Below are 25,849 nucleotides of genomic sequence, written 5' to 3'. Positions count from 1 at the left end.
TTTGCACGTTAACAATTAAATCACAAAATTTCTCAGGATAAACCTGCAACTTTACCGTATTGCCAAAAAACAGGTGTTTGTAACCAGGTCAGCTTTAGGGGTTAACCCCCATGTATTCTTTAGTTAACACTCCAATTAATATTTTAATATATGTATTTTTTACATCCGGGATGGATGCAGCGTCATAGCGCCCTATAGGCGTTATGACTTACTATTTACTTATCATGTTACTTAGCGGGGAAGAAGATAAAGCTAAGACCGGCACTGTGAAATTGCGGGTTATAGTAAGGCATGATCATTTTAGTCGCCGGGTGCGCCGGATCTTTAAAGAGCTGCCGCTGAATCCAGGGATACATCCAATATGCAGCTTTGGTGCCCAGTATGCCTATACCCGCGCCGGCTACCACATCACTGAGCCAGTGTTTATTATTATACATCCTCAAAGCGCCGGTGGTGGTAGCAGCTAAATAGCCCGCCACGCCATACCAGGGGGATACGTCTTTGTATTCCTGCCGGAGAAATTCTGCAGCAGCGAAAGCTGTAGCTGTATGACCCGAGGGGAAAGAAAGATAGTCGGAGTGATCCGGCCGCTCTTCATGGGTACGATTTTTTACAATTTCCACGGTACCAGCGGTAATTACGGCGGATATTCCCAGGATGATGGAGCGGTCGCGCAGGTTGTGTTTTCCCTGGATGCCGGCGGCATTCAGGATATAAACTGCAGCAACGGGAGCATACTGAAGGTAGTTGTCAATATGCGTGCGGAATTGAGGGTGATCTTCTTTGATTTCCGCTTTGGTAGTGGAGTTCAGGTCCCTCAGCGTTGGATTATTAAGCGCAAACACCCCGTAGCTGATCATTGCCACCGGAACAGCAACACCCGCAATAGTGGTATGAAATTGTTTTGTTTGCCAGGCAGGCAGCTGGCTCTTTTGTACAGGATAGGTAAAACGGATGGAATCATTTCCGGCAGGCAGGGAATCTGTTTCCTGTGCATCAGCACCATAAGAGCAGGTGAGGGCGCCCAACGCCAAACCTGTCGATAATATCATTTTCTTCATGCGTCACTCCTTGTTACATCAAAAATAGGAGCCGATTCTGAAGTAATTCTGTATCATCTTATTCCCCGCCCCGGTCGGGTTTGGGAAGGATCATTTCAGCGGTTTGTTTGGTATAACGGTTATGGAAGATGAAAGTAATCAGCAGCCCAAGCAGGCAACCGGCCAATACAGACAATACTCTTGCCACGGCAGTATCCCACACATGTTCACCCGCCTCATGGGTCATCACAATAATAGTGGCCGCCAGCGCCGTACGGGTAGCTGCTTCAAGATTTAGCAGGTTGCAGATTACTACCGTAACAAATACGGCAGCACACATCATCATCAATATATTCGGATGCACTAATATCAACAGGAACCCCGATATACCACCTACCACATTTGCCTTAATGCGTGTAACCGCTAACGTTACAGCGTCTGATCCGTCAGGAGACAGTACCAGCATCACAGAAATCAGCACCCAGATGATGTCGTTGTAATTGACTAACCACGACAAACCAAGCACCACCAGCACGCCGGTGACGCATTTGGCTGCGTAGATGAATGTTCGCCTGATTCTTATTTTGTCAATCATGATTGAACTTTTGGCAGTTGGAAGTTGTTCTAGTGATTTAACCAAATAACGGCATGAAAATAAGGAAACTATGTTATCTGGCCACGCTGACTATTTTGTTACACGCCTGCATTAAAGACGCACCCATTAACCCGGAGGCAGATATTGAAACATTTATCATAGAAAAGAAATATCTCACTGCAGATATTTTTATTGATCAGGCAAACAAAAAGATCATGCTGAACCTTACACCTGCTGCGTTTAAGAGCGGTGTAACCCCCACGATTACCACTTCAGCGGGAGCTACGGTACTGCCGGCATCCGGCGACTCACTGCACCTGGATTCTTCACAGGTAAGCGAGTATGTTGTTACTGCCGCTAACGGAAATAAGAAGATCTACAAGATTGAATTTGGTGGGATGGGCATATGGAAATGGGACTTCGAAACCTGGCTGCTGCAGGATAAAGATAAATACCAGTATGTAGAAGAACATGGGAGTAGTACGTTCTGGTCATCCGGTAACCCAGGCATAGCCTTATCCGGCGTAAAGAAGGACCCGATGGAATATCCGCTGCGTGCCACTTCCGATGCATACCACGGAAAGTCTGCCGCTGAATTGGTGACCCGCAAAGGCACGGCTTTGTCCGCCTTGTTAGGCATTAAGCTGTTTGCAGGGTCTCTTTTTGTAGGTGTATTTGATTCGAGAAATGCCATGACTGCGCCGTTAACGGCTACACAATTCGGGGAGCCCTATTCAGGTAAGCCACTGCGTTTCGTGGGTTATTATAAATATCAGCCGGGAGAACAATACCAGGATAAAGCCGGGAATATTATTGCGGGCATGAAAGACAGTTGTTCTTTATACGCGGTGCTGTTCAAAGGAACCACCAGGCTGGACGCCACCAACATCCACACATCAGACAGGATAGTAGCCACCGCCAGTATACCGGATGGCGGTCCTCACAGCACATGGACACGATTTGATATCCCGTTTAAAACCGTACAGCCATATACAGGAACGGAGAAAATGATGATGGCAATTGTAGCGTCTTCCAGCAAAGATGGTGATACCTATAAAGGCGCTATTGGTAGCAGGCTGGTACTCGATAGCCTGGAAGTGATAAAGTAACCGGGCAGTATAAACAAAAGATTACCCATGATGATAAATATAAGAATACCAGTACTGATATTAGGCATGCTCGCCACCGCCTCGCCGTTATTTGCACAGGATAACGGGTACGGGCAAACGAATACGCACCACTTTAAACCGGTACTTGAACATCGCATCCTTGCGGGGTTTAACTTTGGGGGCACGGCCCCCGTAGGCTTACCCAACACCATCCGTAAAATCGAAACCTACCGGCCTGAATTCTCTCCTTCGCTGGGCTATGAGCTGTCGTACCGCAAAACAAAAAAATGGGGCGCTGCAGTAGCGGTGAAACTGGATTATAAAGGAATGTTTACCAAAGATGAAGTGCAGTATTTTCCTACTATCATTACCACCAGCGATGGTGGCCGATTTGAAGGAGATTTTACCGGTAAAAACGAGACCACGGTACGTAATGCATATGTGTTCTTTCCCATCAGCGTAGTATATACTCCCAATGATAGGTGGCGTTTTAACATGGGCGGTTATGTGGCCTGGTTGTTCAGCGCCAATTTCCATGGTAATGTTTCTGACGGCTATATCCGCAATGGCGGATCATTAGGAGAGAAAGTAAACATCACAGAAGCCACCTTCGATTTTGGCACGGAAGTCCGTTCATTTGATGCGGGGTTACAAGGCGGCGCTGCTTATCGCGTAGGTAAAAAACTCAGCATCAACGGCAACCTCAACTGGGGATTGCGGCCGATATTCCCGGACGATTTTAAAGGAATGGATTTCCCCTTGTACAACATCTACATGACCTTAGGCGTAACGTATAAAATATAAAACCGCGACCGCCTTCGGCGATGCAAAGGTTGTCTTGAGCACTGATTACGCTGATTATACTGATTAGTTGGATTTTTACTTTTGGATTTTCTTTGATTTCTTAGATTTTCTTAAATAATAATTAAGGGAGATATAAGCGAATATATCCGCTTATATCTCCCTTAATCTTTTAAAATCCAAAGTGATCAATCCCTAAATCAGTATAATCAGCGTAATCAGTGCTCAAGACAACCTTCGCACCGCCCGAAGGCGGTCATCCGCGCACTAGTACTTCGCCGCCTGCCCGGTTTTGGGAAGCGACGCCCGGATGAAATCGCGGATATCGTTATTCCCTGTTGCCAGATCATCCTTCCGGAGGTACATCATGTGGCCACTGCGGTAGCCGCGCCAGGAGAGGCGGTCTTTCAGCCGGCCGCCGGGATCCATTTGCCACATACTGTATTTGGCATTGAAGTAATCGCAGGCGCCATCGTAGTAGCCTGATTGGATCATTACATGCAGGTAGGGGTTGGCGGCCATGGCCTCACGCAGGTTTTCGCCGGTATTGTCGCCGTTCTTATCCCACGGATGCACGGGGCCAAACATCATGTATTTGAGATCAGTATTGAATTTCAGCTCTTGCCTGAGATAAATATTAATGGCTGGCGTAAACGCATGCAGCCAGGAAGTAAGTTCTGCATTGTAATCCGGACCGTTGCCTGCATCTTCCCGGTCGAGGCCACGGTAGCGGGAATCCAGTCTGCCTACGGTAAACCCTTTATCACGCAGTAATTCTTTCCAGAAGAAATTCGGTGGTACGTCGAGGTTATGTTGCAGGATCACTTTTTCCGGTAAACCGGAGTAACGGGCCATTTTTGAGGCGATGCTTTTTCTTTGTTGTTCTTCCAGGAATCCACCCTGGCTGATGGCCGGTATTAATTCATGGATGGTGAAGTTTTCTACTTCCGGTAACACGGCGGTGAGATCTTTCTGTTGCAGGTCCGGCGGCAGCATTTTATGATACCATGCGGTGGCTGCAAAGTAAGGGAGCCGCAATGCCGCATCTACAGGGCCGTTGCGGGAAATGCCCAAATCGGTGGGGGATACCAGGATCACACCATTGAGATACATCCACTGCGCATTCTGCAATTCCAGCGCCAGGCCGGAAACACGGGTAGTACCATAGCTTTCCCCAATCAGGTATTTGGGGGAGGCCCACCTGTTTTGCCTGGACACGAAAGTGTTGATCCATTCTGCCAGGTAGCGGATGTCTGCATTCACCCCGAAGAATTTTTCACGGGGCACATCTTTTCCTATAAGCCTGGAAAAGCCGGTGTTGGCGGGATCTATGTAAATGATATCGGCGATATCCAGGATAGTTTCCGGATTTTCGTGTATGCCATAGGGTTGTACGGGATATCCTTCGTCATCGATATTGAGTAATCTTGGGCCGGTATAGGCAATCTGCATCCATACAGAAGGCGTGCCGGGACCACCATTAAAAGAAATGACCAGCGGTCTTGCTGCGCGGTCCTTTACATCAGTCCTTTCATAATAAGTATAGAAGAGACCCGCCAGTACTTTGCCATCCTGGTCCCATACTGGTAGGGTGCCCGCGATGGCTTTGTAAGGGATCTTCTGACCTTTTACGGTTACATCGTGAAAGGTGGTAACGGCCGTATCCGGGTTCAGGACGACGGACCATTGCGGCGGCGTTTCCTCTTTGGCGGTCGCATTGACTTTATTGTTCTTCTGCTGTGCCTGTAGCTGCAGGCCAATAGTACCCGCCAGCAATAGCGGCAGCCATAGTTGTTTTGTTATTACATTCATGGATTGGATCTTGATTGCGCTTAAAGATTGTGCAATTGCCGCAGAAAATCAAGCACATTCGGATGAGTGGGTGAATGCTGGAATCAGCCTTGTTTGATTTTTGTACCTTTGATCTATCATGAGATTCATTGAACTACAGTCCTTTTATAAGATCCTTAACCGGGATATTGCACCTGCGCTGCAGGAGTCAGGCCACTTCAATATTTTCAGGATTGAGGATATGCAGTTACCGGACTATAAGCCGGTTACCTACAGCCGTCGAAACTTTTTCAAAATCAGTCTGGTTACAGGGCATAGTAAAATTCATTATGCAGATCAAAGTATCGAAGTGCTGGATAGCGTATTGGTATTTACGAATCCGATGATTCCATATCATTGGGAGAGAATCAGCGAAAAACAAAGCGGTTACGTTTGCATCTTCACAGAGGCGTTTTTTAACCGGTTTGGAAATATCAGGGATTACCCGGTATTTCAGTCTGCCGACGGCGCTGTAATACCTTTATCAGCTGGCAGTATATCCCAGTTTAGTGAACTTTTTCTGAAGATGTTTAACGAGCTGCAGGGGGATTATGCGTTTAAATATGATCTGCTGCGAAGCCTTGTGATGGAAGTAATTCATGAGGTGCAAAAGATGCAGCCGGCAACCGGAGGCCCGGTCGTGGGTTCCAACGCGTCGGAAAGGATCACAGGATTGTTTGCCGAGTTACTGGAACGTCAGTTTCCCATTGAATTAAGTAACCAGGTGATTCAGTTAAGTACGCCGTCGGCTTTTGCCAAACAGTTAAATGTTCATGTTAACCATCTCAATAAAGCGTTGAAAGAAATCACGGGAAAAACCACGTCCCGTCTGATCAGGGAGCGGATATTGCAGGAAGCGAAGGTCTTACTAAAAAGTACCAACTGGACGGTGAACGAAATCGCCTGGAGCCTGGGATTTGAAGAGCCTAATCATTTTTCTACTTTCTTTAAAAGTCTTGCCGGAATCACCCCCAATAAGTTCAGGCAATCTGAGGCTGATTGATTTTCATAGTTTTTGCTTTCATTCTGGTATCATCGGCATATGCTGTTTGAGGAACTTTGTGGTATCAAATAAACAAAGTTATGTGGACAGCAAAAGATAATATGACAGATCAAGCCGGTAAGACGGTGATCGTAACAGGTGCAAATGCCGGAATCGGGTTTGAAACAGCGTTGGCCTTATACATGGCGGGAGCGCACGTGGTTTTGGCCTGTAGAAGTATTGAGAATGCAACGCGTGCCCTTAGACTCATAAAGGAACATAAGGGAACTGGTTCATTGGAAACAGCTTTGCTGGATCTGGCCAACCTCACAGCGGTGAAACAGTTTTCAGAGGAATTTCTGAAGCATCACACGCAGCTTCACGTGCTTATTAATAACGCGGGCGTAATGATTCCGCCGGCCTCTAAAACAGCCGACGGGTTTGAGTTACAGTTTGGTGTCAATTTCATCGGACATTTTGCATTAACAGGCCATCTGTATCCGTTGCTCAAAGCAACGCCTGGCACACGTATTATTACCGTGAGCAGTATGGCGTATCTGAGAGGAGTGATCGATTTTGATAATCTGAAATCCGAGATTTCCTACGATCCGGTGAGAGAATATTCACAAAGCAAGTTAGCAGATATATTGTTCTCGGTAGAATTGCAACGGAGAATTACCGCTGTTGGCGATAAGGTGGTTTCAATAGCGGTACAACCGGGAGCGAATAAAACGGAGTTGGCGCGTCATATGAGTGCAACTGAGTTTTCAGCTGCAAAAGAACGTGTTGGTGAACTGATGGAACCATGGCAAGGCGCTCTGCCGTCACTATATGCCGCGGTTTCAGATGAAGTAACAGGAGGGGAATTATATGGTCCCGACCGGGACGGCGGATACCGGGGATTTCCAGCGCGTGCTGAAATTTCGCCGAATGGCTTGGATGAGATGGTGGCGAACCGGCTTTGGAGTTTTGCAGAAGAGGCTACAGGTGTTCATTATCCAGGATAGGCGCAACGGATAAGGCAACTTTAAGCAATCGGCAAACTTGCGGGCTTAAGTTTGTCTTATCCATTTGGATCAGATTAAGTTGATAGGTCAGCGAATATAAGGAAGGCCGCAAAATCGATAGGATAGAGAAGATGATTAATTATTAGTTCTTTAAGTCAGTTTATTCTATTTAACATAATATAAATTATAAGATATATTTGAATACACTGAAGCATAAAAGAACGATGCTAGTCACCCTGGTTATTAGGCAGATTTTAAGGGATAATTCACTAAAAATGAAGGCGCTGAGAATCGCATATAAGAATCATGTCTGCATATCTGATGGAATTTCGCAATTACAGCCGGTACTGTCACGCACAAAAAACCGTTTGAATAAACGAGTGATCAGTTCACTCCCATTCAAACGGTTTCTATTCTGAAGCAACTAGACGTTATGGCTACGGAATTATCTTTTTACCGCAGTCGCATCTATCTCCACCAACATACCATCCAGTGCAAGCCGCGGAACCGGAATCAGCGTATTTACGGGGAATTTTTTGTCGGGCCAGATACGCAGGGATTCTTCTGTGAGGATTTTGAGTTTCTCTTCATTGTGATCCACAACCAGCGTGGTTAGCTTCACAACATCACTGAACTTCAAGCCTTGCGATTTAAGCGCTGCATCCAGGTTGCTGAAGGTTTGCTTCAATTGTGTTCGAAAATCATTTACGAGGCTGCCATCAGCGGTTTCGCCGCCCTGACCGGCAATAAAAACCAAAGTATTTCCCGCCGGCACTACCGCGATATGTGAATACGCATTGGGAGCCGGATCGTATAGCCCGGGAGGATTAATGAACGCCGGCATTTTTGTTTCTTTTTCCATGTCAATACTTTTGAAGATAATAAATAAGGTACCTGTTAAAGCCAATGCTGCAGCAGCTATCAGGATATTCCTGCGGGGAAATCTACGCATGCTTTTCATTTTATACCCCGCAAAATAAACGGAAATAGCTACGCCAAAACAGGTACAGATCTATGTATCTAAAGCATAACAGTATCAGCCAGGAAGTGTTTCAATAAACTCAATTACTTCACCATCCAATCCATACACGAGGGAATTATACACCGTCATAGGCGGTTCGCCCAAAACAAGCACAGATGGCGGCACACAGCTCGTGGCTCCGGCAGCGATGGCCCCGTGGTAAGCTGCTGTTGCGTTTTTCACGGTAAATGCGAAATGGAGTAAGGCGCCGGCTACCGGTGATTCTCCGCGACGACCCTGAGTTGGGATATTCGCTCCTTTGTCAAATATTTCTACAAAGGAAGATGTTCCGGGAATGAGCAGCAGCGCGCCGTATTCAATATTGAACTCCGGCAAGGTCCAGCTGTGAAACAAACTAAGTCCGAGCGACTCATAAAATTTAATAGTAGCCTTGTAGTCTTTCGCTTGAATGGCAACATGGTGCATGCCTGTGATGTTCGTCATCCGGCAAATTTAAAAGCTGCTGACGTAAGAAGATGGTACTAACAAAATTGTTAGCGCAACTTTTTTACTTCCAGTCGCTGGGCGCCATAAATACCCGTGTGCCCACTGAAATAATAGGCCGTAAAACAAGCCACTGCAAAGTATAAAATGTGGTCGGTGCCAAATAATTCTGCGCCCATTAAGGTACAGGCAATGGGTGTATTGGTGGCGCCTGCGAAAACAGCAATAAAGCCCAGGCCCGCAAACAGGTCAACCGGTGCGTTGAACAGGAGCGCCAGCGTATGGCCCAGGGTAGCGCCTATAAAAAACAGGGGGGTCACCTCTCCCCCTTTGAAACCCATTCCCAGGGTAATGGCCGTGAAAACCAGCTTCCAGAGCCAACTCCAGTCGTTAACTCCACTGCCGGGATCAAATGCAGCCAGTATACTGATAGATTTTCCGTGAACGCCTAATCCCAAATAGTCGGTAGTTCCGGCCACGTAACTCAGTAATATGATTACTACGCCGCCGGCCACAGGAATCATCCAGGGTATTTTAATATAGGCCTTGGCGTTATGCCTGATGTTATGAATGAGTTTGGAGAATAAAAGGCTGCTCAAACCAAAACACACACCACTTGCGATCACTTTCGCCAGCAACCACAGATCCTGGTGAACAAAAGGGAGCCAGTTCATGAAAGGATTGGCCTTATAAAATATATAGTAATGGGTATGTTGAATACCCCATGAGGAGCATACGATATCCGCGAAAACGGCAGCAATCAGGCAGGGTATCAATGCCTCGTAACGCATTACGCCAATGGCCAGTACTTCCAGCGCAAACACGGCGCCCGTAAGTGGCGTGCCAAACACCGCTCCAAATCCAGCCGCAATCCCGGCCATCAGTAAAATTCGTATATCCGGCGCCGATAGCCCCAGCTTTTTACCTATCAGGCCGGCCATACTGCCGCCGATCTGCACCGCTGTTCCTTCCCGCCCGGCAGAGCCGCCGAATAAGTGAGTGATAATCGTGGTGACCAATACCAGCGGCGCCATACGTGCAGGCACACCGCCACCAGGTTGGTGGATCTCTTCCATGATCAGGTTGTTGCCTTTCTCAGCGTCATTTCCACCGATACGATAGAGCCAGTAGATCAGTATACCCGCCAGCGGAAGACCAAAAATCAGCCACTCATGCTCCATACGGAGATCGGTGACTACATCCAGTAGCCAGAGAAACAGGGCTACTAAAGATCCAACTATAATGGCAACAGGTGTTACCAATACGGTCCAGCGCAGCAGTTGGTTAGCCACGGACAATTGTTCCAGCAAAGATTTCGTTTGTTTCATATCCTACAAATAGCAGCGTTATATGGCAGCTTTGCTACCATTATAATATTTGTAGGCGCCATCAGACAGCCCTGGGCTGACGGTTTGGGTCAGGAAGACACCATTTCCTGTTATCTGTCTCTCAAAAATAAGTTTATTCTTTTAATAATCCGGCATAAAATGCCGCACCCCATAAGGCAGCTTTATCATTGCTGACGATATGGATTGGTACACTGGCCAGCAATTCAGCCATGCGGTCGCCCTGCATATAATGATGATAAAACTCACCTGTTTCCAGTAGCGCCGCTATCTTTGGAGGAATTCCCCCGCCCAGGAACAAGCCACCCGTGGCCTTCATTTTCAACACCAGGTTGCATGATTCCCTGGCGAGGTAGCGGACAAACAGCTCCATCGTTTTAATACAAACCGGAATCCGTCCTGCTGCAGCGGCCTTGCTGATTTCAGCCGCCGCGTCGCCGGCGTCCATTGCCGCACGCAGTTCGGCGGGTTCTTCCATGCCTTTTATATCCCGCAGGAACTCATAGATATCGGTTATACCCGGGCCGCTGATAAGACGCTCCCAACTCACCACATCATATTTTTCCTGGAGATACCGGAGCAATAAAATATCGAGGTCTGTTCTGGGCGCAAAATCAGTGTGGCCTCCCTCTGTGGGGAACGGGTGATGATATTGGCCATCCCAATACAACCCTGCCATACCCAGCCCCGTTCCCGGCGCTATGATGGCCATGTTCCCGTTATGCTCCGATGCGCCCCTGTGCAGGGTGGTAAGCTGCTGCGGCGCCAGCGTGGCTAACCCGTAAGCGGTAGCCTCCAGGTCGTTGATCAGGGCCACAGTATGCACACCCGTGCTCTGCCGGATCTCTTCTTCACTCAGCTCCCGGCTCAGGTTGGTCAGTTCCACTTTTCCCTTCACCACAGGCCCGGCTACGCCTATGCATATACGCTGCGGCGGAGTATCGCTGCATCCACTGAGAAAGTGCTTAATTATCTCTGAAAAATTCTGATAATCACGCGAAGCATATTTTTCCTGCCGGATCAGCTCCATCTCTCCATTCACGCTGCTGAACAAGGCCAGGTTGGTTTTGGTGCCTCCCAGGTCGCCCGCCAGCAGATAGGTTTTGGTGTCCCCACTGCTTACCGGCTCTATAAAATGAGGAAGGTATTGCTGCTTTTTCAATGTTTGCATCTTTGTGGAACTTTATACTTAAAAATAAGGGTTTCCACCAAGAATACAACAGGAATATGTTTTGTTAATAATTGTCCCGGATATATTATTGGAACAGCTTTTGTTCCAGGGGGATGAACAATTCCGGGAGAAAAATGTAATTCAAACCAAACGTAAGGCCCATATGGAAAGACACACCTATCAGACAGGACTTATTGGCAACTGTGCATTTCTGGCGCATGTAAATAAGGATACAAACATCGATTGGCTTTGCTGGCCCCGCATGGACAGCTCCTTTATTTTCGGCGGACTGCTCGATACGAAGAAAGGTGGCTGCTTCTCCATTTTACCGGAGGCAGATTTTTCTTCCCATCAGTATTACCTGGAAAATACCAATGTGCTGTGTACTGAAATTACCACTACAGAAGGCAGCTACCGCGTTACCGACTTTGCGCCCCGCTTCCTTCAGTATGAACGTTTTTTTAAGCCACTCATGCTGATCCGGAAAGTGGAACCACTGGAAGGCTCTCCCAGGATCCGGGTAACCTGTGAGCCTACCTGCGACTATGGCGCCTCGAAGTTGCGCCCTATGAGAGGCAGCAGTCATATTGAATTTACAGGCTGCGAAGAAAACATCCGCCTCACTACCAACATTGCTGTCAGCTACCTTATCGACGATGAGTTTTTTGTACTCAATGATACGCGGTACCTGATTCTCACTTATGGCCATCCGCTCGAAGCGCCACTGGCCAGTACCGCGGAACGGTTTCTCCGGGAAACTATTTCCTACTGGAGAACATGGATCAAGCATTCTTCCATTGCCAATTACTTCCAGCCTTATGTGATCCGCTCTGCTTTAGCACTGAAAATACACCAGTATGAAGATACCGGCGCCATCATCGCAGCCAGCACCACCAGCTTACCCGAGTTTCCTGAAAGCGGGCGTAACTGGGACTATCGCTATTGCTGGATGCGCGATACCTATTATATTATCACTGCCTTGAACCACATTGGTCATTTTGAAGAAATGGAAAGGTACTTCGGTTACATCACCGATATTTCTTTCTCCGGTGATTTCCGCTATCAGCCACTGTATGGAATTACGGGACAAAAGACCCTGTCGGAAACCATCCTGCCACACCTTGATGGTTACATGGGAAATAAACCGGTGCGCATCGGCAACCAGGCTTTTGAGCACATCCAGAATGATATATATGGACAGGTGCTTATTTCCATGCTTCCATTATATACTGACCACCGTTTTATTTTTTCAGAAAGAAAGGATTCTGACCGGTGGATTGAACTGCTGCTGAAGAAGATAGAAAAAACGATTGATGAGAAAGATGCAGGTATCTGGGAGTTCAGGAACATGGCTAACGTTCACTGCTACACGAACCTGTTCCAGTGGGCCGGCTGCGCAGCCGCTGAAAAAATGGCCCGCACCATTGGCAATCAATCCCTGCTGGATAAGGCCATTGAGCTGAAAAACCGCGCTGCAGCCCATATTGAAAGCTGTTACGACCCGGTAAGAAAAGTATACACCAACGCCGCCGGAAGCCAGCACCTCGATGCCAGCACCCTTCAGCTGATCATGATGAATTACCTGGATCCTGCCTCTGAACGGGCACGCGATCATCTCATCGCATTGGAAAAGGAATTGAAAACACCGGAAGGATTGTTTTACCGTTACCGTCACTCCGATGATTTTGGTAAACCCAAAACCACTTTCCTCGTATGTGCGTTCTGGTATGTGGAAGCACTTGCCTGCGTTGGCCGGCTGGAAGATGCGCAGCGGGAATTTGCCAAGCTACTGCAATATTCTAATCACCTGTTGCTTTTCAGTGAAGATGTGGAATCTGCCACCGGCAGCCAGTGGGGGAATTTCCCGCAGGCTTACAGTCATGTGGGATTGATGAATGCCGCCTACCGGATTGCCATGAAACTGGATACCCCCATTTTTCTATAGTTTGATTTTACATAAAAATAAAGGAGGGGAGTTTGTGCTCCCCTCCTTTCATTATTTACACGCTTTCCCTGTTGCGTAATGTTCTCAGCAAATGCCGCACTTCATGATAACTTCGTAAGTAGTACTGTGCAGCAGATACCTGGCTGCCTACTTTCACCGTGATGGCTTTATTCGGAAGCGCTTTAAAGATGTCTTCATCTGTTACATCATCGCCCATGGCCATAATGAAGTCGTATTTTTTATGATTCAGCCAGCTCAGGGCGGCTTTACCTTTATTTATTTCGATATTTTTTACCTCTATTACTTTGTCGCCGGGCAATACCTGCAATCCTTTCTCCACTGTAAAGTAGCGCAAGGTATTCATCAGTTCATTGGCGCGTAATTCGCCGAGGCCGGATTCCACTTTGCGGTAATGCCATACCAGGGAGAAACTTTTTTCTTCGATGAAGGAACCGGGTGTACGGTCGGTAGCCAGTTCCATGATAGGCAGCAGTTCCTTTTTCCATTTGTCAGTGAGGCCGGGCAGCTGGTACCACTCCCCTGCTTTCGTTTTTTGCCAGGCGCCATGTTCTGCAATGAGATCGAGGTTGAGATGACCGAACCACTCTCCCAGTGTATCGTGGTTCCTGCCGCTGATCATTACCAGGTCGTTGCCGGGTATGGCTGCCAGTTCCCGCAGTAGCTGGTACAGATCAGGATCAGGAGATGCCATGTCGATATTGGGTTGGAAGCCCACCAATGTGCCGTCGTAGTCGAGGAAGATGATCCGTTTTTTACTGTTGAAATATTGTTGCCGGATAAGCACTGCTGTTTCCTGGTTTACGCGGCGGGCCAGCATATTCTGCTGCATTTCATTTACTTCCTGCAGGCGGGTCATGAATAGTTTTACCCAGTGGCTGATATTGAACTTGGCAACCACGGTGCGCATTTGTTTCATGCGGCGTTGCTGTTCCGCGAGTGGCATGTTCAGCGCGTCTACGATAGCGCGGGTGATGGCGCCAATGTTATTTGGATTGACGATGATGGCATCTATTAATTCTTTAGATGCCCCCGCCATTTCGCTCAGAATCAGTACACCATCGTCGTTATTACGGCTGGCTACATATTCCTTGCTGACGAGGTTCATCCCATCGCGCATAGGTGTTACGAGACAGATGTCTGCAAAATTATAGAGGGCTGATAGTGTTTCCAGCGGAAATGAACGGTAGAAGTATTGGATAGGATGCCAGGCCAGCGTACGGAAACGGGCATTAATATTTCCTACCTGTTTATCTATTTCATCGCGCAGTTCTTTGTACTGGGGCACCTGGTCGCGGGAAGGCACCACAATCATATACAACACCACCTTGCCGATATATTCAGGATGGAGTTGCAGCAGCAGTTCAAAAGCCTGGAGCCGTTGCAGGATTCCTTTGCTGTAGTCCAGCCGGTCGATGGAAAGCACGAGCCGGTCGTTGTGGAAGTTTTCTTTCAGGTTTTTTACCTGCTGCAGTACTTCGGGGTCATTGCCCATTTCTGCATACTTGTTATAATCGATCCCCATTGGAAATGTTTCCACTACAATGGCGCGGTCGTTATAAGACACCACGTTGGCGGTGGTGGTCACTGGCAGGATGCGGCTGGCGGCATTCAGGAAGTGGCGGGTATCATCAAAAGTATGGAACCCCATCAGATCGGCGCCCAGCATCCCTTCCAGGATCTCGGCCCTCCATGGGATAAGGCGGAATAATTCGAAGGAAGGAAATGGGATGTGCTGGAAGAAGCCGATGGAGATCTCCGGCATCTCTGCGCGGATCATTCCGGGCAGCAGCAGCAATTGGTAGTCATGAATCCAGATGGTGTCTCCGGGTTCTGCTACTTTCATAATAATATCCCTGAATTTTTTATTAACCTGGTAATAAGCGTCCCAATAGGATTGTTCATAGTGGGCATAAACAGCCATATAGTGGAAAACCGGCCACAGTGTTTCATTAGAAAAGCCTTCGTAGAAGTTGTTGATTTCATCCTGTGTCAGGTATACCGGCATCAGGTTCATCTTACGCAACTTTTTTGTTACTTTCTCCTGTTCCTTCTGGTCTGTGATTTCCTGTCCCGGCCAGCCTATCCAGATATTATTTCCTTCGCGGTAGATGGAGCCCAGGCCTGTTGCCAGGCCCCCTTCGCTGGGTTGAAGGGAGTAATCCCCCTCTGTTTCCGAAATCTTTACTGGCAGCCTGTTCGATACAATAATGGTCTTTCGCATAGTCAGTTTATATAATCTATTATCTAATTACATTCAATTGGAATAGCACCCAACAAAACAAAAAATGCACCCAAAAGAGCGGAACCTACATATATAAATAAATACAATGCTGCTACAATGGCTATGGTTCATCAACAGGGTTTATCCGGAGCGGATAAGGGCTACACCTGTATATGTGTGAAAATGCAAGATAAACATTATCAGGGGGAAAAGGAAGTAGAAATATCTCTACTACCCTATTTTGACTTACGGCCCAGTGTCATCAGTACTACACCGCAGATAACGATAGTAGCGGAAATGCCTACCAGCGAAGTAATGGCTTCGTTACCAATAGCCCATCCCAGGAACAAGGCCACAATGGGGTTAATATAAGCATAAGTAGCCGTTAGCCGCGGCGGCGCATTTTTCGATAACCAGCTGTAAGAAGTATACCCCACCAGTGACCCGATCAATACCAGGTAAAGATAAGCCTGCCAGGCTTCCGCAGTCATCAGAGGCAGGGTAGCAAGTCCGCCGGGTTCCAGCACAAAACTCATCAGCAGGGAAAATACGCCGCCGGCCAGCATCTGGATAGCGGTGCTGGTAATTTGTGTAGGCATCGGGAGCCGCTGTACCAGCAGCGTTCCAACCGCCCAGGCAATATTGCCCGCCACGATTACAATCACCGGCCATAAAGGAAACTGTCGTGCTTCGTGATGAACAAACGGGTTAAACAACAGGAACAGGCCAATAAACCCTACTACAATCCCCAGCATAGTCATGGCGGAAGGGCGTTGTTTGCTGAAAAAGGCCCAATCCATACCCATGATCCAGGCGGGCATGGCAGCTACTATCAGCGCCACAATGCCGGAAGGCATATGGTGTACGGCCAGGGCTACCGTGGTGTTGCCGATACCAATAAGCAGCACGCCTACAAAACAGGCAGAGATAAGCTCCCTGCGCCCTGGCCATGTTTTCTCCCGCAGGCAACCTACCAGCAGCAGGATCCCTCCTGCTACCAGGAAACGCATCGACGACAACAGAAACGGCGGCACTACTTTCGTCGCTATCTTCATCCCGAGGTAAGTGGACCCCCAGATGATGTATACTGCCAACAGGCAAAAGATCATTTTGGAGGATAATACGCCTGTCTTTTTGTTCATGGTTTCTTTCTTTTGGTACGCTGATAGTTCCGGGTTACTTTACTGACATCACCGCAAGTGCTCATGCTGCACCATTTGCGGGAGCCGTTGCGGCTTTTGTCCAGGAAAAGCCATCCGCAGGCGGGACACTCTTTTACTTCCGCCGGCTTGCCGGAGGTATACAATTCCACTGCCGATTTTACCAGCCACCAATATACCTGCTCCAGTGCAGGGGCGTTAAACTGCAAAGAGCCCGCGCCTGCCTGCCAACTGATTTCTATATTGCCGTACGCCTCCCCGATATAAGTATTGAACTGCATACTGTCGGCCGCAGCAGGTTGCTTCCTGGCAATACCTGCCATAAATAACCGGTGCAGCAACTCCCTTAAAACAATGCTTTTCTCAAAAACCATGGTCGCCTTTTGCGGATAATCCTTCGCCAACCGTTCCAGGGTATGGATAATTTTGGGAGATAAGGCACGGGTGTGAGCGTACCATTTCAACAACTCTTTGAAGCCGTTGAGATAGTCGTGCGATATTACTTTCTTACGGTTGTCGATCGTATTCACAAAATCGAGACACAGGATGCCACCGTCGAGCCGGAGTGATGTAATGGATTTGGAGGATGCCATGAGCGGATTTTGTCTTTCCCAGGATTAAACTGATTACGCTGATTACGCTGATTTTTTTTGTTTTTTTTTGGATGCTACTGCGAAGATAAATCTTATTATTAACCAGTAAAAGTTATTTTACCGGTTAATTAAAAAGAGGGTTAAATGAGGGTGTTTGTCTGATTGAGACAACGCTTTAATGCGAAAGTGTTATATTAATGATTATCAATTTGTTATAAAGTAAAAAGCAGCTTCAGAAGAAGCTGCTTTTTACTTTATAATGATGGTATTTTAATATGCGGTAATTAATAGCGGGCAGTATTTTTGCCAGATGACCTTATAAGTTACATTATTTATTTGATATATACTTCAATAATTGCATTAGTAGGCCTTCTGGGTGCGAGGAAACTGTCAACCTGGTGGTAATGTTGCTTCAGTTCTCCCCTCAATGCAAAGGGGTAAAAGTTGTTCAGGTTGGGCGCATATTCATATATTACCAGGTCGTAATGACGGTCTCTTACCTTTTGGGTGAAGGTGGCAAGTTGCCTGTTGAACATCCCTACTCCCAGGTGATACCATAACGGGTAATCGGGACCGGTTTCCAGTTTATAAGGCATTGCGGCGGCCAGCGGAGTCAGCTCGGACATGTTCAGTACTTTAATATCCCCTCTCTTTTCGGCTACGACCGGCAGCGCCATAATCTTTTCCATTCCCTTTACCGTGGAAGCGGGCATGTATATTTTGCGGAACGGACGGAGATTTGAGAAAACCCAGGACGACACCGGCACATCGGTGGTATCGTTATTCAGCATAAAGTTATGCCGGTTTACTACATTCTCATGACCGGGCGTTCCCATTGCCACAGTTTCCTGTGCCGGAAATAAACGGTCGGTGAAACGGCCTATGTATTTCCACCAGGTACCAGACCACCAGAAAAGCACCAGGAAGGTGGCCCCTAACAACGGACGGAACGAGTTGATATTTATCTTCCCTAAATCCAATAAATAAGAAGCGATAAAGGCAAACGCGAAACTGTGGAAGAAGATATTGTTATCCGGCGGGGTGTAGCTTGTTACCTGGAAAATGGCGGCTTCGCCCAATATACCCAGTGTAAGCAAAGCAAACAGTACTTCCCGGCGCTGCTGTAACCAGGAGCCCCATGCTTTCACTTTCGCCACAAGGCACAGCACTACCAGCACCACATATGCCTTGATCCAGTTGGAGCTGCCGAATATTTCGTCTGTGAAGTCGTTGAAGGCCAGTCGGGAGCTGTGTGGCGGCTGCCCGTGGTTAAACCAGTATCCGAATCCCGGCATCAGCGGCAGGATCATGATGGCGGCAATCAAAGCAAACATACCGGCAAAGATGGGCAGGTCCAACCAGCGGCGTGTCTGGAAACTATTATAGGCCAGGAACAGGAGGCTCAACATAAACGCCATTCCACCGCCATCCTGTTTGGTGAAAACGGACAGGAAGATAAAGAAGGCAGCACCGAACATCAAGAGGTAACTACGTAAACGGCTATCCGAAAAGAAGGACCGGAACAGGAAGCTCAGTCCCACCAGTTCAAATACAATCACCGTATGATTATACCAGGGCCAGAAATTAAAGAAGGAGTAGGACAACACAAATACCAGCACAGACAGTAACCTGACACCGGGTTGCACGCCCATACTTTTCATGATGGACCTGAAAGCAAAGCCGGCCATGATATTCAGGAGCACCTGCGCCTTTACAAGGGAAATGAGTTCAGGTCCGAATAGTTTAAAGAAGATGGCCGGGAAGATCCAGAAGCCGTAACCAAGTGGCGATCCGAAATCCCTGAAAGGAATTTGTCCGGATGATATCCGGTAAGCTCCTTCCCAGGATAGAAAAATATTAACGCGGTACGGGAATGTTACAAATAACGGCACCAGGGCGAGTGCGATAATAATAATGCTTTCGGCAATGGCCGGGCGACGGCCGTTCAGTGAAAATTTTGGCATAGTAGATTGGGATTCGCTGTAATTGCTGACTATTCAGTAATATGAATGGCTGCAAAAGTAATTGAATAAATTGTAAATTAGCCCCATCTAACTACCAAACAACTCCAGGTTCCGTGAAATTTTTAAAGCTGCTGAGACCCAAACACTGGGTAAAGAATGCCTTCCTGTTTATTCCCCTGTTCTTTGCGGGAGAGATCTTTAATACTGATAAACTGCTTGATGTCCTGGTGGGTTTCTTCGCCTTCAGCTTTATTGCCAGCAGTATTTATATACTGAACGACTACCGCGACATTGAGGCTGACCGCCTGCATCCGGTAAAGTGTATGCGTCCGCTGGCGTCGGGAGCCATCAGCCGGTCGGCCGCAATAACGCTTTTTATCATCTGCGTTTTCGCCGGGTATGCGCTGGCCGTTATGGTGGGAGAAAAGTTTGTTTTTGTGCTGAGTATTTACTTTGTGCTAAACATCCTGTATTGCCTTGGCTTAAAGAACATTTCTATCCTTGATATTATCATTGTGTCAACCGGATTTGTGCTGCGGGTTAAATCCGGCGGTGTAGCCGCCAAGGTGGCGTTGTCGGAGTGGCTGGTGATTATGGTGTTCCTGTTGTCGCTGTTTATGGCCATTGCCAAACGGCGGGACGACATCCTGATCAAACTTGATTCCGGGAAAGACATGCGCAAGGCGGTGCGGGGTTACAACATGGATTTCCTGAACGTGATGCTGGCGCTTGTTTCTGCTGTTATCATCGTTGCCTACCTGATGTATACCATTTCTCCTGAAACCCAGGCCAGGTTCCATACTTACCGGCTTTATTACACCACCCTGTTTGTAATTGGCGGATTATTACGATATTTGCAAATAACCTACGTACAGAACAGTACTGGTTCTCCAACCAAAATCCTATATAAAGACCGTTTTATTCAATTAACCATCCTCCTGTGGGTCCTGAGTTTTTATGTATTAATTTATTTACCGACAGATAAAACTTTTTTTGAATAATGCAAAAACGGTTAGCCAACTGGGGGAACTTCCCTGCTGTTGACAGCGACGAAAATGCTTTTACCCAGGAAGATGAACTTCGCAAATACGTAGTGGCTAATAGCCACATGATTGCGCGGGGCAATGGCCGCTGTTATGGCGATGCCTCCCTGGGAAGGCACAGCATATCCATGCTGAAATACGATAAGATGCTTTCCTTTGACACCGCCAACGGGATCATGGATGTACAGGCAGGCGTAACGCTGGACCAGATACTGGATATTATTGTTCCCAAAGGATGGTTCTTACCGGTAACCCCTGGTACTAAATATATTACCGTAGGCGGAGCAGTGGCTTCTGATGTACACGGAAAGAACCACCACGTAGACGGCGCCTTTTCCGGTCACATCATTGATATGGATATACTCACCGCCAACGGTGAAACCATTTGCTGTTCCGCCACCCAACACGAAGATCTTTTCTGGGCTACCTGTGGCGGCATGGGTCTTACCGGCGTAATCACGCGGGTGAAATTCGGCCTTAAAAAAGTGGCTACTGCCTATATACGCCAAACACAACTGAAGGCGAAAAACCTGGAAGAAGTGATCCGGCTGTTTGATGAATATAAGCACTATACTTACTCCATGGCGTGGATCGATTGCCTCCAGAAAGGCGATTCTTTTGGCCGGAGTATCCTGATTGTAGGCGAACATGCCACCCCGGAAGAACTCAGCGCGGAGCAACAGAAAGCCCCCCTCACCCTTCCGGCTAAACGAAAACTCACGCTCCCGTTCAACCTTCCTTCCTTTGTACTGAACACTTTTACCGTAAAGGCGTTTAACTGGTTATACTACGGGAAGAATTATAAGAAGGTGATGCACAAGGTAATCCCTTATGAACCCTTCTTTTATCCGCTGGACGCCATCCTTCACTGGAACCGCGGGTATGGCAAGGCAGGCTTTGTACAATACCAGTTTGTAGTATCCCTGGAACAGAAAGATGGCCTGGTGGCTATCCTGCAACGGATCAGCGATAAAGGCTGGGGTTCGTTTCTCGCGGTACTAAAGGTATTCGGTAAACAAGACAGCCTTATTTCCTTCCCGATGGAGGGGTACACCCTGGCGCTGGACTTCCCCATCCGCAAAGGATTATTTGAATTCCTGGATGAGCTGGATGAAATTGTACTGCAATACGGCGGTCGTTTGTACCTGTCGAAGGATGCGCGGATGAAGCAGGAAATTTTCTGGAACAGCTATCCTAATGCCGGCAGGTTTGCCGAAATTGTAAAACAATATAACAACAACGCGCGTTTTGAATCCCTGCAATCGGAGCGTTTATTATTGACAAAATAGTTTACCCTGATTAACCAAGTACACTCATGCCTACCCTTTTAATACTTGGCGCAGGCTCCGACATGGCCATTGCCATTGCCCGGAAGTTTGCGTCTGAAAAATATGATATTCAACTGGCCGGCAGGAACATTGCCGCATTGATTCCTCAACAACAGGATCTGCAGGTGCGTTATGACGTTAAAGCCACCACGCATGTGTTTGATGCTGCCGGCTACCAATCGCATGCTGCTTTTTATAACGACCTCCCTGTTCCCCCGGACATCACCATCTGCGTTTTCGGTTACCTGGGCGACCAGGAGAAAGCGCAGCAAAACTGGCAGGAAGCCGCCACCATTATCAACAGCAATTATACCGGCGCTGTTTCTATATTGAACATCGTAGCGGAAAGCTATGTGGCCAGGAAGCAGGGAACTATTGTGGGCATCAGCTCTGTAGCCGGTGAAAGAGGACGCCAGAGCAATTATATCTACGGCAGTGCGAAAGCCGGTTTCACCGCTTACCTGAGCGGATTAAGGAACCGTCTTTTTCGTAGTGGTGTTCACGTGATGAGTGTGCAGCCGGGCTTTGTGAACACCCGTATGACCCAGCACCTGACGCTCCCACCACTGCTTACGGCGCAACCGGAAGCAGTAGCTACCGCAGTTTTCAAAGCAGTGAACCGCAAAAAGAATGTGCTGTATGTAAAGTGGCATTGGCGATACATTATGCTCATTATCAAATTAATACCGGAAGGTATTTTCAAAAAACTCTCCCTGTGACCATCGCTTTTTTCGACTTTGACGGTACCATTACTACCCGGGACACCCTATGGGAAATTATCCGCCATCACAGGGGCCGCGCCGCCATGTATGCCGGCATCATTCAATTGCTGCCGCCACTGCTGCGCTTCAAATTAAAAATGATGCCGGCGCAGCAGATGAAAGAACAAGTGCTGGAATATTTTTTTGGGGAGATGTCTGCCCACGATTTTTCCGCTGGCTGTGAAAGCTTCTGCCGGGAAAAGCTGCCGGCTTTAATTCGCCCGCAAGCGCTGGCGGCTATACGAAATCACCAGCAACAGGGTCATCATGTGGTAGTAGTATCCGCTTCCGCACAGGACTGGGTAGCGCCGTGGTGCCGGAAAGAAAATATCATTTGCCTGGCTACGCGTCTCGAAGTAAAAAATAAAGTCATCACCGGTAAAATACAAGGTATCAACTGCAATGGCGAAGAAAAGGTGAACCGCATCCGCGAAGCCTACCGCCTGGAAAACTTCCGCGAAATATACGCCTACGGCGATAGTGAGGGCGACCGGCCGATGCTGGCACTTGCGCAGCATGTTTCGTTCAAGCCATTCAGGTAGTGGGGATTGCAGCGAAGGTTGTCTTACTCAGGATTAAACTTATTTCACTGATTACGCTGATTTGATCACTTTTTGATTTTTAAAGATTCGGGGAGATATAAGCGAAAATATCCGCTTATATCTCCCCGAACCTTTAAAAAAATATAATCATTATAATTAGCGTAATCAGTGAGTAAGACAAAATCCGCTTATCCGCTTATATCTCCCCGAACCTTTAAAAATCAAAAAGTGATCAAATCAGCGTAATCAGTGAAATAAGTTTAATCCTGAGTAAGACAACCTTCGCGTATAAAAAATGCCTCACCATTACGGTAAGGCACTTTCTATTATTGTAACAGATTGATTGTACGAAGTGTTTATATTATCAGGCAGCTTTCGCTTTCTTCATTTGCGCTGTTACCATTGCGGGTTTCAGCTTGATGATGCCAACGAAGTTCAGCAGCTTCATTACCTGGTAACTTGGGTCCAGCTCATACCATTTTTTGGCAAAGTTAGGACTGTCTTTAAATTTGTGGTGGTTGTTCTGGAACAGTTCGCCCATCAGTACTATACCCCATGGAGAAGTATTTCTGGAGTGGTCGTTGTTGTCAAAATTCTGGTAACCATATTTATGTCCGCACCAGTTAACGATAGCACCCTGTACAGGTCCCATCAGGAAGTGGATAGGCAGCAGTAAATAAAGATACCACATACCTGCAGGAACGAATGCTACGTAAAATGCTACATAAGCGCCCATCCAGAGGAAACGGGTGATGTTGCTGTCGCCGAATTTATCCATCGCATCCCATTCTGGTAATGGGTCTTTGGTAAATTTAGGATCTACATCACTGGTACGTGTTACAAAACCATTATAGATTTTGCGGGTTTGTACCATCATGCCCCATACGTCTTTGAAGAAGTGCGGAGAATGCGGATCATGTTCAGTATCGCTGAATTCATGGTGCATGCGGTGCATAACGCCATAAGCTCTTGGAATCAGGTATGATGAACCCTGGAAAAACCAGGTGCTGAAATAAAAGAATCGTTCCCAGAATTTACTGGTAGTATACATCTGGTGAGATGCATAACGGTGTAAGTAGAATGTGTGAAAAAACAAGGAAAAGAACCAATGCACACAAAAGAATATCAGGATCGCCGTCATTTCTATACTTTATAAAGTGACAAATAAGCGTCAAAGGTAAGCTAATTAAGCGGATATTAAGCCAGTTTTAACCTCCCCGGTGGTGAAGAAAATGTTAAAATAATTTTAAATTTTAATTTTTCTTTACCCAACGTAACTCTAAGAGGTTCATACCGTTACCACTGAATCCGGAGACGTTTGGCTGCACCAGCCGCACCACTTCGTCATAGAACAGCGGCACTACCGCGGCGTCTGCCATGATCATATTATCCATCTCCCGGTACTGGATGTACCGGATGCTGTCGTTGTTCTCCTCCAGGGATGTTTCGTACAACCGGTCGAATGCCGCGTTGTGATAGCGGGTATAATTCGGTGGCGCCGGGTTTTTGCTGTAAAACATGGCCAGGTAGCTTTCAGCGTCGGGGTAGTCGGCGATCCAGCTGCCGCGGAAAAACAATGACTGTGATTTAGCGGTTTGCTCCAGCAGCAGGCTTTTCTGCAGCACCTCCACTTGTATACGTATACCAACATTCTCCAGCTCATTCGCTACATAATTGGCGAGGTCGGCGTAGATGGGAATAGACAACAGTTTGATAACAGGTAGTCCTTTTCCATCCGGGAAGCCGGCCTCACGGAGCAGCTGCCGCGACATGGCCGGGTTGTAGGGATAGCCTTTTACCAACTGCGCATTAAAGGAAGGCAGGCCCGCGGGTACAAATCCCGCTGTCGCGGCGGTGCCTATGCCATTGCGGAGGTAAGTCATCATTTTCGTACGGTCGAAGCCGTAGTTGATAGCTTGCCGGATCTTTTTCAAGCGGAGCGGCGACTTCCCGACGAGCGGATTGCTGCTGTCGGTAAGAAATCCGAGGTATTCTGTATTCAGATAAGGATGTTTGTTCAGCACCATTTTCCCCTCCCACTCCTTCCGGAGCTTGCCTTGCTTGGTGAGCACTTCATCTTTAAAGGAGGCATCGATATCATTCATAAAGTCCAGTTGCCCCTGGCGGAACAGCAGGAATTCCGAAGCTTTGCTTTCAAGGAAGCCTACCTGTACTGCATCCAGGTAAGGGAGGCGGCGACCGGTATCATCTTTTTCAAAATAAACGGGATTGCGATGCAGCACCAGCGCCTGTCCTTCATCCCATAGGAAAAAGCGGAACGGCCCGGTACCACAGGGATGATTGCGGAAGTCTTTCCCGTATTTCTCTATGCCCTCGTGTGGTACGATGGAGCAATACTGCATGCTGAGTATTCCCAATACCGGGTGGAACGGCCGGTAGAGCGTTAGTTCGAAGGTGGAGTCATTCAGGGCGTGAAGACCGCTGTCGGCGGACAGTTTGCCGTTGAAGATCCAGGCGCCGGGCGAGGCCGTGGCAGGGTCCATGATACGGCGCAGGCTGTACACCACGTCGTTGGCCGTCATCCGGCGGCCTTTGCCTCCGGGGAAGATGTCGCTGTCGTGGAAGTATACGTCTGTCCGGAGATCAAACGTATAGGTGCGGTGATCGGCCGATTCACGCCACTGTTTGGCGAGTGAGGGACGGATCACCAGGTTGCTGTCGGGTTCCACGAGCGTATTGTATAATTGCTTTACCGCCCATATTACTTCCTGGCTTTTGGCAAAAGCAGGGTCCAGGCTGGCTATTCCGTTGGTGCTGTTATACCGGAATACGCGCAGCGACTGTTTTTCCGGGCTACCGCACGCCCCAAGTAAGAGGCTGCATAGTATTGCAAGCCCCCATCTGCATATAACCACCTGACAATAACAACTTTTCATTTGGCAGTAAATTAATATCTTTCAGGCT

Annotated in this window: 22 protein-coding genes and 1 riboswitch; of the genes, 9 read left to right on the top strand and 13 right to left on the bottom strand. The window is 47.7% G+C overall.

What is annotated here, in order from left to right; all coding sequences use genetic code 11:
• Nucleotides 1-227: 227 nt before the first annotated feature.
• Nucleotides 228-1,061 carry a phosphatase PAP2 family protein gene (locus QFZ51_RS18805; RefSeq protein WP_429047969.1) on the bottom strand — a complete coding sequence of 278 codons (834 nt, stop codon included), beginning with the start codon at nt 1,059-1,061 and terminating at the stop codon, nt 228-230.
• A 58-nt stretch (nt 1,062-1,119) separates the two neighbouring features.
• The gene (locus QFZ51_RS18800; RefSeq protein ID WP_429047967.1) at nt 1,120-1,635 is read right to left on the bottom strand and encodes an FUSC family protein; all 516 of its coding nucleotides are present in this window, start codon (nt 1,633-1,635) and stop codon (nt 1,120-1,122) included.
• A gap of 53 nt (nt 1,636-1,688) precedes the next feature.
• On the opposite strand from QFZ51_RS18800, the gene QFZ51_RS18795 reads away from it, so the two are divergent.
• Both QFZ51_RS18795 and QFZ51_RS18790 read left to right on the top strand, forming a co-directional pair.
• Nucleotides 1,689-2,744, top strand: a complete 1,056-nt coding sequence (locus QFZ51_RS18795) for a PCMD domain-containing protein (RefSeq protein ID WP_429047965.1) — start codon at nt 1,689-1,691, stop codon at nt 2,742-2,744.
• 27 nt (nt 2,745-2,771) lie between these two features.
• Nucleotides 2,772-3,548: a porin family protein gene (locus tag QFZ51_RS18790; RefSeq protein ID WP_429047963.1), complete on the top strand. Its 777-nt coding sequence runs from the start codon at nt 2,772-2,774 to the stop codon at nt 3,546-3,548.
• A 264-nt stretch (nt 3,549-3,812) separates the two neighbouring features.
• On the opposite strand, the gene QFZ51_RS18785 is transcribed toward QFZ51_RS18790, so the two are convergent.
• Nucleotides 3,813-5,357, bottom strand: a complete 1,545-nt coding sequence (locus QFZ51_RS18785) for a S10 family peptidase (protein WP_429047961.1) — start codon at nt 5,355-5,357, stop codon at nt 3,813-3,815.
• A gap of 118 nt (nt 5,358-5,475) precedes the next feature.
• Here QFZ51_RS18785 and QFZ51_RS18780 point away from each other — a divergent pair, with 118 nt between their 5' ends.
• Together QFZ51_RS18780 and QFZ51_RS18775 are read left to right on the top strand one after the other, a co-directional pair.
• Entirely contained in the window at nt 5,476-6,378 is a 903-nt protein-coding gene (locus tag QFZ51_RS18780) for a helix-turn-helix domain-containing protein (RefSeq protein WP_429047959.1), read from the top strand.
• Between the two features lie 80 nt (nt 6,379-6,458).
• Nucleotides 6,459-7,364 carry an oxidoreductase gene (locus QFZ51_RS18775; protein ID WP_429047957.1) on the top strand — a complete coding sequence of 302 codons (906 nt, stop codon included), beginning with the start codon at nt 6,459-6,461 and terminating at the stop codon, nt 7,362-7,364.
• Between the two features lie 445 nt (nt 7,365-7,809).
• Here the strand turns inward: QFZ51_RS18775 and QFZ51_RS18770 are convergent, their stop codons facing one another.
• The 4 genes from QFZ51_RS18770 to glk all read right to left on the bottom strand — a co-directional run bounded on the left by QFZ51_RS18770 (nt 7,810) and on the right by glk (nt 11,346).
• Nucleotides 7,810-8,316, bottom strand: coding sequence for a RidA family protein (locus QFZ51_RS18770; protein WP_429047956.1), 507 nt, complete (start codon nt 8,314-8,316; stop codon nt 7,810-7,812).
• Nucleotides 8,317-8,400: 84 nt separating this feature from the next.
• Entirely contained in the window at nt 8,401-8,829 is a 429-nt protein-coding gene (locus QFZ51_RS18765) for a VOC family protein (RefSeq protein ID WP_429047954.1), read from the bottom strand.
• Between the two features lie 50 nt (nt 8,830-8,879).
• Nucleotides 8,880-10,157 carry a voltage-gated chloride channel family protein gene (locus QFZ51_RS18760; RefSeq protein WP_429047952.1) on the bottom strand — a complete coding sequence of 426 codons (1,278 nt, stop codon included), beginning with the start codon at nt 10,155-10,157 and terminating at the stop codon, nt 8,880-8,882.
• 45 nt (nt 10,158-10,202) lie between these two features.
• Nucleotides 10,203-10,274, bottom strand: a riboswitch (Fluoride riboswitch).
• Nucleotides 10,275-10,290: 16 nt separating this feature from the next.
• Nucleotides 10,291-11,346, bottom strand: coding sequence for a glucokinase (glk, locus tag QFZ51_RS18755; protein ID WP_429047951.1), 1,056 nt, complete (start codon nt 11,344-11,346; stop codon nt 10,291-10,293).
• Between the two features lie 61 nt (nt 11,347-11,407).
• Here glk and QFZ51_RS18750 point away from each other — a divergent pair, with 61 nt between their 5' ends.
• On the top strand, nt 11,408-13,291 hold the full coding sequence (locus QFZ51_RS18750) for a glycoside hydrolase family 15 protein (protein WP_429047950.1): 1,884 nt from the start codon (nt 11,408-11,410) through the stop codon (nt 13,289-13,291).
• 55 nt (nt 13,292-13,346) lie between these two features.
• Here the strand turns inward: QFZ51_RS18750 and QFZ51_RS18745 are convergent, their stop codons facing one another.
• From QFZ51_RS18745 to QFZ51_RS18730, 4 genes are all read right to left on the bottom strand, one after another.
• The gene (locus QFZ51_RS18745; protein ID WP_370913048.1) at nt 13,347-15,533 is read right to left on the bottom strand and encodes a bifunctional alpha,alpha-trehalose-phosphate synthase (UDP-forming)/trehalose-phosphatase; all 2,187 of its coding nucleotides are present in this window, start codon (nt 15,531-15,533) and stop codon (nt 13,347-13,349) included.
• Nucleotides 15,534-15,769: 236 nt separating this feature from the next.
• Nucleotides 15,770-16,675 carry an EamA family transporter gene (locus QFZ51_RS18740; RefSeq protein WP_429047948.1) on the bottom strand — a complete coding sequence of 302 codons (906 nt, stop codon included), beginning with the start codon at nt 16,673-16,675 and terminating at the stop codon, nt 15,770-15,772.
• Entirely contained in the window at nt 16,672-17,286 is a 615-nt protein-coding gene (locus QFZ51_RS18735; RefSeq protein ID WP_429047947.1) for a CGNR zinc finger domain-containing protein, read from the bottom strand. Before QFZ51_RS18735 ends, QFZ51_RS18740 begins: the two co-directional genes overlap by 4 nt.
• Before the next feature lie 332 nt (nt 17,287-17,618).
• Nucleotides 17,619-19,250 (bottom strand): hypothetical protein, encoded by a 1,632-nt coding sequence (locus tag QFZ51_RS18730; protein ID WP_429047946.1) that lies wholly within the window; start codon nt 19,248-19,250, stop codon nt 17,619-17,621.
• Between the two features lie 113 nt (nt 19,251-19,363).
• Between QFZ51_RS18730 and QFZ51_RS18725 the strand changes: the two genes are divergently transcribed.
• Genes QFZ51_RS18725 through QFZ51_RS18710 form a run of 4 tightly spaced genes read left to right on the top strand, consistent with a single transcriptional unit; the run spans nt 19,364 to nt 22,924 of the window.
• Entirely contained in the window at nt 19,364-20,251 is an 888-nt protein-coding gene (locus QFZ51_RS18725; protein WP_429047945.1) for a decaprenyl-phosphate phosphoribosyltransferase, read from the top strand.
• Entirely contained in the window at nt 20,251-21,582 is a 1,332-nt protein-coding gene (locus tag QFZ51_RS18720) for an FAD-binding oxidoreductase (protein ID WP_429047943.1), read from the top strand. The genes QFZ51_RS18725 and QFZ51_RS18720 overlap by 1 nt, the downstream gene beginning before the upstream one ends.
• 26 nt (nt 21,583-21,608) lie before the next feature.
• A complete protein-coding gene (locus QFZ51_RS18715) occupies nt 21,609-22,340 on the top strand; it encodes an SDR family oxidoreductase (RefSeq protein WP_429047942.1) in 732 nt (243 codons plus the stop codon).
• Entirely contained in the window at nt 22,337-22,924 is a 588-nt protein-coding gene (locus QFZ51_RS18710; RefSeq protein WP_429047941.1) for an HAD family hydrolase, read from the top strand. Before QFZ51_RS18715 ends, QFZ51_RS18710 begins: the two co-directional genes overlap by 4 nt.
• Nucleotides 22,925-23,288: 364 nt before the next feature.
• On the opposite strand, the gene QFZ51_RS18705 is transcribed toward QFZ51_RS18710, so the two are convergent.
• Nucleotides 23,289-24,065, bottom strand: a complete 777-nt coding sequence (locus QFZ51_RS18705) for an acyl-CoA desaturase (RefSeq protein ID WP_370913468.1) — start codon at nt 24,063-24,065, stop codon at nt 23,289-23,291.
• 112 nt (nt 24,066-24,177) lie between these two features.
• Nucleotides 24,178-25,821 (bottom strand): ABC transporter substrate-binding protein, encoded by a 1,644-nt coding sequence (locus QFZ51_RS18700; RefSeq protein ID WP_429047940.1) that lies wholly within the window; start codon nt 25,819-25,821, stop codon nt 24,178-24,180.
• Nucleotides 25,822-25,849 lie beyond the last annotated feature (28 nt).

The sequence above is a fragment of the Chitinophaga sp. W3I9 genome (assembly GCF_050434025.1).
In the GTDB taxonomy this organism is placed as follows: domain Bacteria; phylum Bacteroidota; class Bacteroidia; order Chitinophagales; family Chitinophagaceae; genus Chitinophaga.
This window is presented reverse-complemented; position numbering and strand designations above follow the sequence as displayed.

Bases quoted from the DNA above. Each gene is read 5' to 3' on its own strand.
- QFZ51_RS18805 (WP_429047969.1), bottom strand. From the start codon at position 1,061: ATGAAGAAAATGATATTATCGACAGGTTTGGCGTTGGGCGCCCTCACC.
- QFZ51_RS18800 (WP_429047967.1), bottom strand. From the start codon at position 1,635: ATGATTGACAAAATAAGAATCAGGCGAACATTCATCTACGCAGCCAAA.
- QFZ51_RS18795 (WP_429047965.1), top strand. From the start codon at position 1,689: ATGAAAATAAGGAAACTATGTTATCTGGCCACGCTGACTATTTTGTTA.
- QFZ51_RS18790 (WP_429047963.1), top strand. From the start codon at position 2,772: ATGATGATAAATATAAGAATACCAGTACTGATATTAGGCATGCTCGCC.
- QFZ51_RS18785 (WP_429047961.1), bottom strand. From the start codon at position 5,357: ATGAATGTAATAACAAAACAACTATGGCTGCCGCTATTGCTGGCGGGT.
- QFZ51_RS18780 (WP_429047959.1), top strand. From the start codon at position 5,476: ATGAGATTCATTGAACTACAGTCCTTTTATAAGATCCTTAACCGGGAT.
- QFZ51_RS18775 (WP_429047957.1), top strand. From the start codon at position 6,459: ATGTGGACAGCAAAAGATAATATGACAGATCAAGCCGGTAAGACGGTG.
- QFZ51_RS18770 (WP_429047956.1), bottom strand. From the start codon at position 8,316: ATGCGTAGATTTCCCCGCAGGAATATCCTGATAGCTGCTGCAGCATTG.
- QFZ51_RS18765 (WP_429047954.1), bottom strand. From the start codon at position 8,829: ATGACGAACATCACAGGCATGCACCATGTTGCCATTCAAGCGAAAGAC.
- QFZ51_RS18760 (WP_429047952.1), bottom strand. From the start codon at position 10,157: ATGAAACAAACGAAATCTTTGCTGGAACAATTGTCCGTGGCTAACCAA.
- glk (WP_429047951.1), bottom strand. From the start codon at position 11,346: ATGCAAACATTGAAAAAGCAGCAATACCTTCCTCATTTTATAGAGCCG.
- QFZ51_RS18745 (WP_370913048.1), bottom strand. From the start codon at position 15,533: ATGCGAAAGACCATTATTGTATCGAACAGGCTGCCAGTAAAGATTTCG.
- QFZ51_RS18740 (WP_429047948.1), bottom strand. From the start codon at position 16,675: ATGAACAAAAAGACAGGCGTATTATCCTCCAAAATGATCTTTTGCCTG.
- QFZ51_RS18735 (WP_429047947.1), bottom strand. From the start codon at position 17,286: ATGGCATCCTCCAAATCCATTACATCACTCCGGCTCGACGGTGGCATC.
- QFZ51_RS18730 (WP_429047946.1), bottom strand. From the start codon at position 19,250: ATGCCAAAATTTTCACTGAACGGCCGTCGCCCGGCCATTGCCGAAAGC.
- QFZ51_RS18720 (WP_429047943.1), top strand. From the start codon at position 20,251: ATGCAAAAACGGTTAGCCAACTGGGGGAACTTCCCTGCTGTTGACAGC.
- QFZ51_RS18715 (WP_429047942.1), top strand. From the start codon at position 21,609: ATGCCTACCCTTTTAATACTTGGCGCAGGCTCCGACATGGCCATTGCC.
- QFZ51_RS18705 (WP_370913468.1), bottom strand. From the start codon at position 24,065: ATGACGGCGATCCTGATATTCTTTTGTGTGCATTGGTTCTTTTCCTTG.
- QFZ51_RS18700 (WP_429047940.1), bottom strand. From the start codon at position 25,821: ATGAAAAGTTGTTATTGTCAGGTGGTTATATGCAGATGGGGGCTTGCA.